Genomic DNA, 14405 nt, shown 5'->3' with positions numbered 1-14405 from the left:
TTTGAAAAAATCCATTGTTCTTTTAGTATCACTTCTATTTATCACTGCTATTTCTGCTTTGATATTAAAAAACTTAGATGATACAAATGAGTATATAAGTGAACAAAATTATAAGCTAAATAAAGCCCAACTTTTGATGATGGTAAAAAATGCCCAAACTGAAGCTTCAAAATTTATCAAAAAATACCCAGATGATTTACCACCTTTAGAAGGGATACCTTTTTCCATAAAAGATATTGATTTACAACTTTCACTTGTTGAGTATGATAAGTATGATTTAAATTTGCTAAAAGAAAAAGATAAAAAAAAGTATGAACATATACAAGAGTTTTTTTGGGATAACTCTGTAGATGGTTTTGAAAACTTACAGTATCTTTTAAAAGGAGCTCCAAAGCTTCAAAATAGTAAGCAAGTAGATGATATAATAATTACTTTTATTGAACAGACATATAGTGATGATATTTTAAAGATAAAAGATAGATTAGGATTTTTATCTTCTTCAAATGAGGGTAAACTTTATGAATTAAAAATAAAAGTCATGTATCTAAAAGAGATTTTAAAAGGATATTATATTTTAGATAAAGAAGGAAAGGTAAAATACTTTGAGCTTAGTTTCAAATAAACATAAAAAACTCTTTTTATGTTTAGATAGTAAAGTAAATATAAAAGATAGGGTTGATATTATTTTATCCCCTGAGTTTTATTGGGTTAGAGTTTTTGATATACCTGTAAAAAACAGTACACAAGCAAGGCATGTATTGCCTACTCTTTTTGAGGATGTATTAGAGACAACAAATGAACTTTCATATCAAGTGTTAAAACTTGAAGATGGTAAGTATTTATGTTTTGCATATATAAATAAAAAGATATTTGAAGCTATAAAAAATGCTGCTATTTCAAGTTCGCAAGTAAACTCAATATATTTTGCTCAAACTGAATGTTTAGAGTTCAAACAATTTACTATTTGCAATAAAGCATTTTTATATACACACGATGACATTTTAGTAAAAGTTCCAAGTGCGTTATTAACTCAAAGTATTGATTTAGAGAAGAATTTAGAAAAAATAAAACTTTCCTCAAATAAAGTAGATATAAAACTATATAACAGTTCATTGTCTTCTAATCAGATTTATTCATTGCTGTTTGTGATGCTTTTAATATGTTTTGTGAATATATTTAAAATCTTTGATTATAGTAGTGAAATCTCAACTTTAGAAGAAAAAATAGAATCAACAAAAAAAGCTAGCAAGTTACCTAGTTCGATGATTCAAACAAACTCTATTTTAGACACTTATAAACTAAAACAAAAAAGTCAAATTGAATTAAGAGAAGCAGTTTCTTATATCTTAAAAGATAAAAGATTTACTCTAAAGAGTGTTCAAATCAAAAAAAGAAACTTTGAATTAGAGTATAAATCTATTAATAATACAGAAAGTTTAAAAAACTACTTAAGTAAAAAATATGAAATTCTATCATTTAGAAAAGTAGGGCAAACTCTAAAAGTGAGGATTAAAATATGAATAAAATAAATCCTTTATACATACTAGCATTAATGCTAACCTTAGTACTTTTATCTTTTCAGCAATTAAATGAGCAAAAAAATAGTTTTTATGAAAAAGCAAAAGAGTTTGAATCTTTAAAGGCAAAAGCAAAAGAGTATAGAAATCTTAGTAATTCTTGGGCTAATAAACAAAATAGTATTAATACAATTAATCAAATAGTAAATAGTTCTAAATTTAGAAAACATAAAATTTTAAAAGTTGAAACTCAAAAAAATCTAAAAGTAAAAATAGAATCAAAAGATAGTAAAGTGTTAAATGATTTTTTAAATAGAGTCTTAAATAAGCAGTTAATTATAGAAAAAATGGAACTACAAAAAGATTATATTGCTTTAGAAATAGGATATAAATAATGAAAAAAATACTAAAGAGTTTAGTTTATGTGATATTTTTTATTTTTATATCTATGGTTTTACTACCTAAACAAGAGCTTTTTTATTTCTTAGAGAAAAAGATAGAGGAAAAAAATATCGTTATTTCAAATGAGCAGTTTGAAAACAAAATTTTAGGCTTTGACTTAAAGTATTCAGATATTTATTTTGAGCAAATAAATGTCGCAAATGTAGAAAAGTTATCTATAAATACTTACTTGTTTTACAATCAAGTATCTATTAAAAATGTAAGATTATTAGATAGCTTTAAATCAATGTTTCCAACACCTCTTACAAATATATACTTGACTTATTCCATTTTAGACTATGAAAATGTACAAATAGAAGCAGATGGTATTTTTGGAAAGCTTTATGGAAGTATAAATATTTTTGATAGAAAAGCTATAGTTTATTTAGAAGCTACAAGTAGTATGAAAAACTCTTATTCAAATGTATTAAGACAAATGAAATTTAAAGATGGAAGGTATGTTTATGAATACAAATTTTAATAAATTAGTTAAATTATTAATACCTTTTATTTATATATCATTGTTTGTATATATACTTATGAGTGTTTTAGGAAGTTTTTTACCTAAAAGTTCTGTAGAGTATGTAAAAGAGCCTAGTTCTGATATTGACTATAATAAATATGATGGTTTTTATAATAGTACAGTATCAAGACCTTCTATTCCTAAAACACAAACAAAAAGAGAAAATATTAAAAGTTTGTCTTCTTATAATTTAAAAGGTATTTACTCTACAAGTTCAAATACTGGTTGGGCTATTATAGAAAATAAGAGAGACAAGAAAAGCTACTTTGTAGCTCAGTATGAAGAACTAGATGGATATATTCTTACAAAACTTTTTAAAAATCATGTGATTTTTGAGAAACAAGCAAAAGAGTATAAACTTGAAATATCAAAAGCTAAAGAAAATATATCTTATGAAATATCAAGAAAAACAAATAATATAAATGAAAATGTAGTAGTTCAAAATGACAGTGTTACTGTAAAAAGAGACTATTTAAACTCTTATGTACAAAACCCTGATAAAGTTTGGCAAAATATAGCAATAGAAGAGTTAAGAAATGGTTCTAAAATAGAAGGGTTCAAAGTGGGAAGTGTAAATCAAAATTCTGTTTTTGGGAAACTAGGCCTAAAACAAGGTGATATTATAAAAGCAATAAACAATAAGGTTTTAGACTCTTATGCTGATGCTTTTGCAGTATATAACAATATAAGCAAAACAAAATACCTAAACATAGAAATATTAAGAAACAATGAGATAATGGAGTTAAACTATGAGATTGATTAAAGTACTATTAGTAGGACTATTTCTTACTTTTACACTAAATGCAAGTGAGAAAATAAACATAAACTTTAAAGATTTAAAGATTATGGATTTAGTGAAGATTACATCTAAGATTATTGATAAGAATATCTTAGTTACTACTCAAATAAAAGGAAATGTTGATTTTATTTCAAATAAACCTTTAGAAAAAGATGAGTTGGTAAAAATACTTATATATGTACTTGAATCAAAAGGTTATACTCTTGTTCAAAATGATGAAATTTTAAGAATAGTAAAACTAAATGAAGGTGCAAAAAAGAATGTACCTGTTGTAAATGGTGCAAAGCAAAAAACTCATTATCAAATGGTTACAGAAGTATTTACAGTTTACAATGCAAATGTAGATTACGTAGCTTCAAAAATAAGACATCTTATTTCTAAAAATGCAAAACTTGTAACAAATAAAGAATCAAACTCTTTAGTTTTAACAGACTTTGTTGATAATATAAAAACTGTTAAAAAAGTAGTATCTATTATGACTTACGGAGCAAAAAAAGATACTAAGATAGTTGAACTTAAAAACATTCAAGCAATTGAAGCTAAAAAAAATCTTGATGCAATAGCAAAATCAAAATTTGATAGTAAAATAGAGACTCAAAAAGTAGATATTATTGCAAATAAAGATGATAACTCTTTAATTTTAATAGGACATAAACAAAATATAAACTACTTAGCTAAATATGTAAAAAGCGTAGATGAAAATGATTCATTAGTAAAAAGAGTAGTTGAAGTAATACCTTTAAAAAATGTAGAAGCAAAAAATGTAATCAAAATAATTGATGGGGTAATTGGAAAGAAAAAATACATAGACCCAAATGATAAACCACTTTCTTCAATAGATGAAGAATCAAATGCTATAGTTTTAATGGGACCATCAACTGAAATAGCTTATATAAAAGAGCTTTTAAGAGAGTTAGATAAGGAAAAAGCACAAGTATATGTTCAAGCTAGAATTATTGAGTTAAATGATACCTTAGTTGATGAAGTAGGTGTGAAATATGGAATTTTAGGTGGTAAATCTGGAAGTAATGGTCTTGGAACATTTTCTTCATCTTTAAATGGAGGGGAAGCTTTAGCTTTTAAACCAGATAGTATTGGTCTTAAAATACCTGATATTACTTCTGGTTTAGCTTTGGGTGCTTCTATTAGTCTGCTTGATCAAGACGGTGCTTTAGATATTGTTTCTGAACCATCTATCTTAGCTATTAATAATAAAGAAAGCTCTATTTATGTGGGTGAAACAATATCTGTTAAAACTTCTTCTACTGTTACAGATGGTGGAACTACAAATGAGAATTTCAAAAGAGAAGATGTAGGACTTACTTTAAAAGTAAAACCAAGAATCTCAAATGATAACAAAGTTACATTGGAAATTAATACTATTTTAGAAGATGTAAAAACAACAGAAACTACAAGTGGTAATGCAGATACAACAAAAAAAGAAGTAATCACAAGTGCAATTGTTAAAAATGGTGAATCTGTAATAATAGGTGGACTAATTGAAGATAAAGAAGAGTCAACGGAAAGTAAAGTTCCTATCTTAGGGGATGTTCCATTATTAGGAAACTTATTTAAACATAATAAAACTGACTATAGAAAAAGAAGCTTAGTTATTGTTGTAACTCCATATATTATTCCTAAATCAAAAGATTTATCTTATGTTAGAAATCAATTAGCACAATTAAAACTTTTAGAAGATAAGTATTTAAAAGAGTCATTAATTAGATTAAGAGAAAAACAAATCGATAAAATCCAAAGAGAAAAAGAGTATAAAGAAAAACTTGAAGAATTAGATAAAAAATACACTTCTTTAAAAACTGGGAAAACAGTTCAAGAACAAACAGATTCAAAAACTGCCCATGAAAAAAGAGTTGCAGAGATCTTAGGAAACTAGTATGAATATAAATGAAGTTCACAATTTAAATCTTATTCCTTATGAGTTAGATAACTACTCAACTGCTTTAAAAAACTATGTTCTTTTTACAAAGATTGATGAAAAAGTAGTTATTGCTATTTCAAGTGAGCATATGAGTTTATCTTTGGATTATTTATCAAAACTAAATTATGAGCATGAGATAGTATTTTTAGATGAAATATCTTATGAAAAGCTTTATAATAAGTTCTTAGAAATAAAAACAGATAGCGAAATGAGTGCAATTCAGCAAGAGCAAGAAGATGCAACTTTGGAGGATGAAGATTTCTCTATGAGTGATTTCTTAAAAGTTGGAAGTGATATTTTAACCTCAGAAGAATCAGCTCCTATTATTAAGTTTGTAAATTCACTTTTCTATCAAGCAATTAAGAAAAAATCATCAGATATTCATATAGAAATGCATGAGTTTAAAGCTGAGGTTAGATATAGAGTTGATGGTGTTTTAGTTAAGCATATAGAACTTGATAAAAATATCATGTCTTTAGTAATCTCAAGAATTAAAGTTATTTCAAATCTTGATATTAGTGAAAAAAGAGTTCCTCAAGATGGTAGAACACAAATAAAGATTGCAGGTAAGACTTTGGATATTAGGGTTTCTATTCTTCCAACTTTTTATGGTGAGCGAGTTGTTATGAGGATTCTTATGCAAAGTGAGGATATATTAAGTGTTCAAGAGTTAGGTTTTCCTACATATATAACTAAAGAGCTTGAAGGTGTTCTTCAAAACTCTTATGGAATGGTATTAGTAACAGGACCTACAGGAAGTGGTAAATCAACAACTTTACACTCACTATTACATCAAGTTGTAAGCGATGAAAAAAATATCATAACAGTTGAAGATCCAGTTGAGTATAAATCAAATGAATTCTCTCAAATACAAGTAAATACAAAAGTAGGGCTTACTTTCGCATCAGGACTTAGATCTATTTTAAGGCAAGACCCTGATATTATTATGGTAGGGGAGATTAGAGATAGTGAAACTGCTTCAATTGCAGTTCAATCAGCTCTTACCGGTCACTTGCTTTTCTCAACTCTACATACAAATAGAGCCCCAGCAGCTATTACAAGACTTATTGATATGGGAGTTGAGAAGTTCTTGATTTCTTCATCATTACTTGCAGTACTTGCTCAAAGGCTAGTTAGAAAACTTTGTGATGATTGTAAACAAGAAGACAATTCAGAGGGTTCTCATAAAGTATTTGGACTTGATAGTAGTACTAATATTTATAAAGCAAATGGTTGTAAATCTTGTAATTTTACAGGATATAGTGGAAGAATTGCTATTGGTGAATTATTTGTTATAGATGAGGATATAAAAGAGTATTTAAAAGGTGAAGTTGATGACTCAACTTTAATGAAAAAAGCTTTAGCAAATGGTATGATATCTTTAGATAAACAACTAAAACTTATGCTTGAAGCAGGGGATACATCTGTGGATGAAGCTATTAGAATAGGTATTAAGTAGTGACGAAAAAATCTTTTTCACTTATGGAAGTAATAGTTGCCGTTATGGTACTAAGTGTAGTCATGGTAGCACTTCTTCAAGTAAAAAGTGATAATATTTATTTAGTGAATAAATCAAATGAAACTAAAGAATTCAAAGAGTATTTATCACTAGCTTTTAGTCTTGATGAGCTTAATAATAGAAATGAAAACCTTTTTTTAAGTAGAAAATTTGATTTTGAAGATGATAAATTAAGAAGAGAGCTAAAAGCAATAAAAGTAAAAGTTAAAGATGAGCAAATAGACACAAGAGTTGTTAAAAATGACTCTTATGATTTTAGTATTGTGACATATGAGACTTCATATAGTATAGATAAGAAAGTTCAAAAAAATATTTATAGTTTTAAAATAGAGTTATGATGAACACTAAAAAGGCATTTACTTTACTTGAAGTTGTTATTTCGATTACACTTTTTATGATTTTTATTATTTTTGTATATAAAACACTAGATCAAACAAAACACTCAAATAAAATATTTGAAAAACAAACAAAAACTATAAAAGACTCAAATAGACTTTATAATATCTTTTTAGAAGATATAGCAGAATCAACACAAACACTAAGTATTAGTTATGATAAAGATAAAAATGCAAGGCTTATTTTTACTTCGAATAATACTTATCATAATCCATATTATACTAATATAACTTATCTTATTTCATCAAATGACAAACTAGTTAGAATTGAGAGCAAAGATAAGTTCAAGTTTTCTAATACAAGTTATGAGTTCTATGAAAATGCCTATGTGGATGTTCTTCTAGAAGATATAGAGTATTTTGATATAAAAAAAGATAAAAAGCAGTATGTTTTAGCTATAAAACAAAAGAATAAAAAAAGAGTACTTTATAGTACATATTTATTAAAATAGGAGAAGGTTTGAAGAAGATTATTTTAAGTTTATTTGTTTGTTCATCTCTTTTTGCTCAAGAAGTCCAAGAAGAAAGTAGAGTAGTTAAAACATCAGAATTAGAATTGCTTTTGTTTAAAGTTGGATTTCAATCTTTATTAACTGATGTAGATATAACAAAAGATAAGTCAATACAAAATGAAGAAAATATCAAAGACTTAAAAGATAAAGTAAAAATTATCATGGATGAGGTTTACAAAGATAAGAGACTATTAGTTGAAAAAGATAGTAATTTAACTGTTGATAAGTCAATAAAAACAAAAGAAATTAGTGAACTTAGAGAAGAAATAGAACTTTTAAAGAGTGAGATTAGAAGTCTAAAAACTAGAAAAATAATAAAAGAAAAAAGTACTAATCTAGTGATAAATAAGGCAATAATAAATACTAATAACTCAAATGTAAGAGAGAAACCAAACTATAATTCAAAGATTATGTATAATTTAAATAAAGATGTTTTAGTTGAGTTAAAAAGTTGTAATAAGTATGATTGGTGTGAGATTAAAGTAAATAATAAAAGTGGATTTATTGCAAAATTTTTATTAAACTTATGATTCTACATATTTCATAAGTCTATCCATAAGTTCAAGATTTGCCATAGTATTTCTTGGATTTTTTGAGTTTAATACTCTATTACAATCTTCACAAAGAGTAATGATATTCTCTATATTATATCCAGCGCCATCTTCTATATCTTTTACAAAGATACTAATTGAGTTTTTTAGTGAAACAGTTTTAGCACATCTATTACATTTTTGATTATCTCTTGCCCAAGCTAGTTCTTTTCTTTGTACCCAATCAGATGGCATTTTTACATTATGAACAGATTTTTCATCATATCCTGTCCATAGTTTGTCTTTACTAACACTTCCTTGAGTTTGCTTCTCATATTCATAATTAAAATATTGAGATACAATATCTTCAACTATGATAGTTTCCCTTACTCTTATATCTTTTTCATCAGCAGTTTTTTCTACAATAGCATAGTTTATAGGAACTAAAGGGTGTTCTTTTTTCATATGGTTTTTTACAAGGTCCAAAAAAGGTTCAATATCACCTTTTCTATATGCAAAGGCAAAAACCTTTTCTCTATAGATATAAAGAGGAATTATTGCTGCTATTAAAAGTGACGATAGAACGATAAACTTTATATCTAAAATCATGTTTTTGCCTTTTTATTTTTTTAGATTAATTCTGGATTTACTTGATGTTTTTCAAGTGTTTCTTTTGCTTCTTTATGGTTTCCACTTACTAGTTTTTGAAGTTCATTTATATGAACTACTGGAATAGCAACTTCTCTACCACAAATTTTTTCTAACTCTTTTCTGTTATAATCAAAAATATAGAAATCTTCGTCATTATCAACTACAATTAAATCAGCTCCTGCATCGAATGCTTCCAATAGTATTGTACAAGCTGTATACAGTGTAATCTTACTATTTATATTAAAAGTATTTTTTGATAAGTCTAATCTTTGAGACTCTAAGTTTATTTTTTTTGCTTTTAAACTATTGATTAGTTTAGAATATTTTTCTTCCTTATTTGAAGCGTAGTATGCAATAGCAAAATCACTAAAGTCATGATTTAATTCATACTCTTCTTCAAAACTACCAAAGTCTAAGATAAGAGTTTTATTTAGTCTAAAGTTTTGCTTCTCAGTCTCTTCATAAACATTTAAAGCTTTTTGAAGTTTGATAATTCTTTCTTCATAAGAGTTATCAAAGTCTAAAATCACATTTTTAGAACTATTGTAAAAACTTGCTGATACTTCATACGAGTTTATGATTTTTAAAATAGAGTCTTTTTCTTCTTTATTGGCTCTCTCTATTATCATAGAAGCTAAAATAAGTAAAGAATCACCAATATATGATGTATCTAAATTTAGTGTATTTGAAGCATAAAAGTATGGTTTTAATTCTTGATAAGTTTTTTTATCTTCTTCGTTTATAAAATCTTTTAGAAGTTCTAATCTTTCATTAAAGTCATCATCATTTATAAGTAAGTCATCACATGCTCTTCTAATTGAGATTGGTTCAATTTTAATATCAGTTCCAAACTCTTTTTTTAATCTTTTTAGTTCAATTCCTGCTTTTACATATACACCATTTACTACTAAATCAAAATCTTGGCAATCAACAAAACTTAATTTTTGTTCATTGTCAATATTTTTTAAAATATCAAGAAGTGTTTTTTCTTCTTTTGTTTTAATAAAATGCTTAGTATAGTATGGTAAATAATCAGAGTTTTTGTCAAATTTAAATAAAGATATTTCTAGTTTCATATTAGTATTATCACCTTTTTTGTAGTTGAGTAAATTTTATGGAATTTTAACTTAAAAAAATGATAAGAGTATGTATTTTTCTCTTATCATTTAAAAAGTGTCCTATTCTGTAAACCTTTTTACATCAGAACCAATTGAAGTTAGTTTTCCCTCAAGGTTTTCATATCCTCTATCTAAATGGTAAATTCTATGAATATTAGTTTCGCCTTTTGCTACAAGTGCAGCTAAAACTAAAGCAGATGATGCTCTCAGATCAGTTGCCATTACATCAGTACCATTTAAAGTATGAGATTGACCATTTATAGTTGCAATATTTCCATTTAAGTGAATATCAGCTCCCAATCTTAAAAGCTCACTTACATGCATAAATCTATTTTCAAAAAGTCTTTCATCAATTGTGGAAGTTCCATTTGCTTGAGTTGCTAAAGCCATAAATTGTGCTTGCATATCTGTTGGGAAACCTGGATATTCACTTGTTATAATATTCACAGGTTTTATCTCATCTGTAGGAAGAATAGTTACACTGTTTTCATCACTTATTACTTCAAAATTCATTTCTTCAAGTTTTGAAATCACAGCTTCTAAATGTAATGGAATTACTTTCTTTATCTTAAGTTTTCTATTTGTAATTGCAGCAGCACACATATATGTACCAGCTTCAATTCTATCTGGAATAATATCAAAATCTTTAAATTCTAATAATTCTTTATTAGAACCCTCAACTGTAAGTTTTGAAGTACCTAGTCCTTCTATTTTAACACCAGCATTCATTAAAACTTCACAAAGTTGTTCTATTTCAGGCTCTTTTGCTGCATTTATAATAGTTGTTGTTCCTTGAGCTAATGCTGCTGCCATTAAGATATTTTCTGTTCCACCAACTGTAACTTTATCAAATACAATTTTAGAACCTTTTAGTCCTTCTGGTGCAGTTGCTTGAATATATCCATGTTTAATATCAATTTTAGCACCCATTTGCTCTAAAGCTTTTAAATGTAAATCAACAGGTCTTTGACCAATAGCACATCCACCTGGAAGTGAAACTTCACAGTGACCAAACCTAGCCAAAAGAGGTCCTAAAACTAAAATAGAAGCTCTCATAGTCTTCACAATATCATATGTTGCAGTAGTTTTATCTATTTCATATGTGTTTATTTTTACAATACCATCTTGTTTTTCAAAACTTCCACCAAGCATATCAATTAATTTTAAAAATGTGTTAATATCAACTACGTTTGGCATATTTCCAATTTTGATTTCATTTTTAGCAAGTATCGTTGCTGCTATTAAAGGAAGGGCTGCATTTTTAGCTCCTGAGATTTCAACTTCTCCTGAAATCTCTTTATTTCCTATTATTTTTAAGTATTCCATGTCATTCCTACAATTATATATATAAACAAAGCTAATATAATATCTAAAAAAGCCTTTAAAAATTAATACTAATAATCTTTTTTTAATATGATAAGGAATACAATTGCGATTTTAAAAGGTAATGAATGGAAAATAGTGTTAAATTAGGTGTCAAATATATGTTATTTGCTGCTGTATTATTTGCCTTAATGGGTGCAGCAGCAAAAGAGCTTAGTAACTCTATGAGCTCAATTGAAGTAGTATTTTTCAGAAATGTTTTTGGGGTTATATTAATTTTGTTGTCAATATACAAAAGTCCCTTAAATCAAATCGGTGGAAAAATGTGGCTTCTAATTTTTAGAGGTATGGCAGGTTTTATAGCCTTATTATTCTTCTTTTATAATATTGCAAATATTCCTTTAGGTGAAGCTATGACTTTCTCTAAAACATCTGCAATTTTTACTGCAATTTTTGCTTACATTTTTGTAAAAGAGAAACTAGGCTTTAAAGGTTGGCTTGGAGTATTTATAGGTTTTATTGGTATTTTATTTATTACAAAATTTGATGGCTCTTCCTTAGATAAAACAGATTATTTAGGGATACTTTGTGGTGTTGGAGCTGGGCTTGCTTATACTTCTATAAGAGAGCTTAGAAAATTTTATGATAGTAGGGCAATTGTTTTATCATTTATGACAATAGGAACAGTTGGACCAATGATACTTTTAATTATTGGTGAATTTTATACAAATGATAATTTAGACTTTTTATTCGCACCTTTTGTAATGCCTAAAGGTGATGATTGGTTATTTATTATTTTACTGGGAATTTTTGCAACATTTGCACAAATTTATATGACAAAAGCCTACTCTTGTGCTAAGGCGGGTATTATTGGTACTATAGGTTATAGTAATATTGCCTTTTCAATTCTTTTAGGATTGATTTTAGGGGATAGTTTGCCTGACATTTGGATTACTTTTGGTATACTTTTGATAGTAATTAGTGGTGTTTTAGTTTCCATGAAAAAGGATTAGAAAATGGACGTTTTTTTATTATATATAGAGATTATTGTATTAATATTTTTAATTATCATAACTGCTTGGTATGTTCATGATAAATATGTACAAAGAGATCATCAGCTTTTAGTTAACTACCCAATTATTGGTAGATTGAGATATGTTTTAGAAGAGGCGAGAGAGCCTTTTAGACAATACTTTGGTGATGAGAAGTTTTATGAATCAAAAGATAAACTTGACTGGGTTTATAAAGCTGCAAATGACAAACCAAATTATGCAGCATTTTCTCCATCACAGCCTCTTCCAAAACCTAAGTTTATGATTAGACATGCAAATATTGTTTTAAATGAAGATGAAGTTGATAATGATTTTGAAGTAACATTTGGTGAGACAAGAAAGTATCCTTATACTGCAAAGTCAATTATAGCAAGAAGTGCGATGAGTGATGGGTCTATTTCTCCTGAGGGTACAAGAGCCTTTGTAAGAGGTGCTCAAATGGGAGGTTTTCCTATTAATTCAGGTGAGGGTAGTGTAACTTCTAACTTCTTTGTAACTCATAAAACTTATGAAAAAGGCTATATGAAGATAGTTCATGGTACAACTTTTGCAAAAAAAGTAAAAGATGTAGTTCAATTCTTTTTCAATGGTGCAATGGCAGCTGATGTTTATAGAAAACTTGTATTCAAAGATGATCCAGAAGCAGAAACTTATGTATTTGATTTAAAATCACAGCTTTTCCATAGAGTAAATTGGGACGCACCTTTAGTAAATTTTCCAAGTGAAGTTCCAAAAGATATGCCTGATATTATTTTACAATTAAGTTCTGGACTTTATGGTGCTAGGGATAAAGACGGTAAGTTTGATCCTGATAGATACCAAAAGACTATGAGATTTTGTAGAATGACTGAGATTAAAATAGCTCAAGGGGCAAAACAAACAGGTGGTAAACTTGCTGCTCATAAAGTAACTCCTGCTATTGCATATTATAGAAATGTAAGAGCTTATACTGATGTTTTCTCTCCAAATAGATTCCCTTATGCAAATACAATCGAGGAATTATTTGATTTTATTGGAACATTACAAGAATTGTCAGATAAGCCAGTTGGTGTAAAAATTGTAATTTCAGATATTGAAAATATTGAACCTTATGCAAGAGAAATAAAAAGAAGAATAGATGCAGGTGATACTAGATATCCTGACTTTATTTCTATTGATGGTGGTTCAGGTGGTAGTGCAACTGCTCCTATTGAAATGATGGAAAGAGTTGGTTTAAATATCAGAGATTCTGTTTATTTAGCTGATAAAGTATTACAAGAGTTTGGAATAAGAGACAAAGTAAAAATTGTTGCGAGTGGTAAAATCTTAACTCCTGATGATATTATTGTAATTTTATCATTAGGTGCTGATTTTATTCAAATTGCAAGAGGATTTATGATGAGTGCAGGGTGTATTAGAGCTAGATATTGTTCAGGTACAACAGGTCATGATTGTCCAGTTGGACTTGCAACTCAAAATAAAGAAAAAAGAAAAAAATACTTTGTTTATAAACAAGCTAAAAAAGTAAGAAACTACCATAACAACTTATTAAAAAGTGTTAAGGGAATGCTTGCAATTATGGGACTTAAAAATGTAAAACAATTAAATAAACATAGATTGTTATTCCTAGATAAAGACTCAAGAGTTCATGATAATATTGACAATGTATTTAAAAGAAGACTAGATATTGGTAAAGATCTAGAGGATGAGTACCATGAATCTAGATAAGGTTATTTCTGGATTTTTTATAATCTTAGCAATGACTATTAACTTTGGCTTTTTCTATGGAGATATGTACTCCCTAGAAAGCCATAGTAAATATGAACTTTTTGCAGCAATTGTAATAAATTTAATTGCTACTACTTTAAAGATTGGTGATAAAACTCAAATGGGTTCTGTATTATTAGCAACATCTCTTGTAGCTGATATTCAATTAATAGCAGCAGCTATTGTATGGACAGTGGCTGCTTACGCATATACTGTTGATGCAGAGATTATTGCAACTATTGTATCTTTATCAGGTGGTGCATTACTTGCAAATTTAGTTTCTGTTACACTTTATGTGGGAGATACTTTAAAGTCAAAAAGATAAATTAGGAATAGGCCT

General features: G+C 27.5%; 16 protein-coding genes. 13 read left to right on the top strand and 3 right to left on the bottom strand.

The features are described 5' to 3' along the window. Position 1 precedes the first annotated feature (1 nt). Genes NJU99_RS10940 through NJU99_RS10895 form a run of 10 tightly spaced genes read left to right on the top strand, consistent with a single transcriptional unit; the run spans position 2 to position 8175 of the window. Positions 2 to 622: a hypothetical protein gene (locus NJU99_RS10940; protein ID WP_254575947.1), complete on the top strand. Its 621-nt coding sequence runs from the start codon at positions 2 to 4 to the stop codon at positions 620 to 622. Then, a complete protein-coding gene (locus tag NJU99_RS10935) occupies positions 603 to 1520 on the top strand; it encodes a hypothetical protein (protein WP_254575946.1) in 918 nt (305 codons plus the stop codon). Before NJU99_RS10940 ends, NJU99_RS10935 begins: the two co-directional genes overlap by 20 nt. Further along, the gene (locus NJU99_RS10930; protein WP_254575945.1) at positions 1517 to 1912 is read left to right on the top strand and encodes a hypothetical protein; all 396 of its coding nucleotides are present in this window, start codon (positions 1517 to 1519) and stop codon (positions 1910 to 1912) included. The genes NJU99_RS10935 and NJU99_RS10930 overlap by 4 nt, the downstream gene beginning before the upstream one ends. After that, positions 1912 to 2439 (top strand): hypothetical protein, encoded by a 528-nt coding sequence (locus NJU99_RS10925; RefSeq protein WP_254575944.1) that lies wholly within the window; start codon positions 1912 to 1914, stop codon positions 2437 to 2439. Before NJU99_RS10930 ends, NJU99_RS10925 begins: the two co-directional genes overlap by 1 nt. Next, positions 2423 to 3244, top strand: a complete 822-nt coding sequence (locus tag NJU99_RS10920) for a site-2 protease family protein (RefSeq protein WP_254575943.1) — start codon at positions 2423 to 2425, stop codon at positions 3242 to 3244. Before NJU99_RS10925 ends, NJU99_RS10920 begins: the two co-directional genes overlap by 17 nt. Beyond that, a complete protein-coding gene (locus tag NJU99_RS10915; RefSeq protein WP_254575942.1) occupies positions 3231 to 5174 on the top strand; it encodes a secretin N-terminal domain-containing protein in 1944 nt (647 codons plus the stop codon). Before NJU99_RS10920 ends, NJU99_RS10915 begins: the two co-directional genes overlap by 14 nt. A 1-nt stretch (position 5175) precedes the next feature. Continuing rightward, positions 5176 to 6678 carry a GspE/PulE family protein gene (locus NJU99_RS10910; RefSeq protein ID WP_254575941.1) on the top strand — a complete coding sequence of 501 codons (1503 nt, stop codon included), beginning with the start codon at positions 5176 to 5178 and terminating at the stop codon, positions 6676 to 6678. Further along, a complete protein-coding gene (locus tag NJU99_RS10905) occupies positions 6678 to 7076 on the top strand; it encodes a type IV pilus modification PilV family protein (RefSeq protein WP_254575940.1) in 399 nt (132 codons plus the stop codon). The genes NJU99_RS10910 and NJU99_RS10905 overlap by 1 nt, the downstream gene beginning before the upstream one ends. Beyond that, positions 7076 to 7585, top strand: coding sequence for a prepilin-type N-terminal cleavage/methylation domain-containing protein (locus tag NJU99_RS10900; RefSeq protein WP_254575939.1), 510 nt, complete (start codon positions 7076 to 7078; stop codon positions 7583 to 7585). The genes NJU99_RS10905 and NJU99_RS10900 overlap by 1 nt, the downstream gene beginning before the upstream one ends. An 8-nt stretch (positions 7586 to 7593) precedes the next feature. Then, a complete protein-coding gene (locus NJU99_RS10895) occupies positions 7594 to 8175 on the top strand; it encodes an SH3 domain-containing protein (protein WP_254575938.1) in 582 nt (193 codons plus the stop codon). On the opposite strand, the gene NJU99_RS10890 is transcribed toward NJU99_RS10895, so the two are convergent. From NJU99_RS10890 to murA, 3 genes are all read right to left on the bottom strand, one after another. Further along, positions 8170 to 8784 carry an HNH endonuclease gene (locus tag NJU99_RS10890; protein ID WP_254575937.1) on the bottom strand — a complete coding sequence of 205 codons (615 nt, stop codon included), beginning with the start codon at positions 8782 to 8784 and terminating at the stop codon, positions 8170 to 8172. The genes NJU99_RS10895 and NJU99_RS10890 overlap by 6 nt on opposite strands. A gap of 20 nt (positions 8785 to 8804) precedes the next feature. Beyond that, positions 8805 to 9902 (bottom strand): HdrB C-terminal domain-containing protein, encoded by a 1098-nt coding sequence (locus tag NJU99_RS10885; protein WP_254575936.1) that lies wholly within the window; start codon positions 9900 to 9902, stop codon positions 8805 to 8807. Between the two features lie 102 nt (positions 9903 to 10004). Then, positions 10005 to 11270, bottom strand: coding sequence for a UDP-N-acetylglucosamine 1-carboxyvinyltransferase (murA, locus tag NJU99_RS10880; protein ID WP_254575935.1), 1266 nt, complete (start codon positions 11268 to 11270; stop codon positions 10005 to 10007). Positions 11271 to 11395: 125 nt separating this feature from the next. Between murA and NJU99_RS10875 the strand changes: the two genes are divergently transcribed. The 3 genes from NJU99_RS10875 to NJU99_RS10865 are packed head-to-tail and all read left to right on the top strand — an operon-like array spanning position 11396 to position 14390. After that, positions 11396 to 12280, top strand: a complete 885-nt coding sequence (locus NJU99_RS10875; RefSeq protein WP_254575934.1) for a DMT family transporter — start codon at positions 11396 to 11398, stop codon at positions 12278 to 12280. A 3-nt stretch (positions 12281 to 12283) separates the two neighbouring features. Then, entirely contained in the window at positions 12284 to 14026 is a 1743-nt protein-coding gene (locus NJU99_RS10870; RefSeq protein ID WP_254575933.1) for an FMN-binding glutamate synthase family protein, read from the top strand. Next, positions 14013 to 14390 carry a DUF6394 family protein gene (locus NJU99_RS10865; protein WP_254575932.1) on the top strand — a complete coding sequence of 126 codons (378 nt, stop codon included), beginning with the start codon at positions 14013 to 14015 and terminating at the stop codon, positions 14388 to 14390. The genes NJU99_RS10870 and NJU99_RS10865 overlap by 14 nt, the downstream gene beginning before the upstream one ends. The last annotated feature ends 15 nt before the right edge of the window (positions 14391 to 14405 follow it).

Source organism: Arcobacter roscoffensis, from assembly GCF_024267655.1.
In the GTDB taxonomy this organism is placed as follows: domain Bacteria; phylum Campylobacterota; class Campylobacteria; order Campylobacterales; family Arcobacteraceae; genus Arcobacter_B; species Arcobacter_B roscoffensis.
Note: the sequence above shows the minus strand (reverse complement) of the source record. Positions and strands in the feature narration are given on the sequence as shown.

Coding starts and splice junctions, on each gene's coding strand:
- NJU99_RS10865 (WP_254575932.1), top strand. CDS start 14,013: ATGAATCTAGATAAGGTTATTTCTGGATTTTTTATAATCTTAGCAATG.
- NJU99_RS10890 (WP_254575937.1), bottom strand. CDS start 8,784: ATGATTTTAGATATAAAGTTTATCGTTCTATCGTCACTTTTAATAGCA.
- NJU99_RS10910 (WP_254575941.1), top strand. CDS start 5,176: ATGAATATAAATGAAGTTCACAATTTAAATCTTATTCCTTATGAGTTA.
- murA (WP_254575935.1), bottom strand. CDS start 11,270: ATGGAATACTTAAAAATAATAGGAAATAAAGAGATTTCAGGAGAAGTT.
- NJU99_RS10870 (WP_254575933.1), top strand. CDS start 12,284: ATGGACGTTTTTTTATTATATATAGAGATTATTGTATTAATATTTTTA.
- NJU99_RS10885 (WP_254575936.1), bottom strand. CDS start 9,902: ATGAAACTAGAAATATCTTTATTTAAATTTGACAAAAACTCTGATTAT.
- NJU99_RS10930 (WP_254575945.1), top strand. CDS start 1,517: ATGAATAAAATAAATCCTTTATACATACTAGCATTAATGCTAACCTTA.
- NJU99_RS10915 (WP_254575942.1), top strand. CDS start 3,231: ATGAGATTGATTAAAGTACTATTAGTAGGACTATTTCTTACTTTTACA.
- NJU99_RS10875 (WP_254575934.1), top strand. CDS start 11,396: ATGGAAAATAGTGTTAAATTAGGTGTCAAATATATGTTATTTGCTGCT.
- NJU99_RS10900 (WP_254575939.1), top strand. CDS start 7,076: ATGAACACTAAAAAGGCATTTACTTTACTTGAAGTTGTTATTTCGATT.
- NJU99_RS10920 (WP_254575943.1), top strand. CDS start 2,423: ATGAATACAAATTTTAATAAATTAGTTAAATTATTAATACCTTTTATT.
- NJU99_RS10925 (WP_254575944.1), top strand. CDS start 1,912: ATGAAAAAAATACTAAAGAGTTTAGTTTATGTGATATTTTTTATTTTT.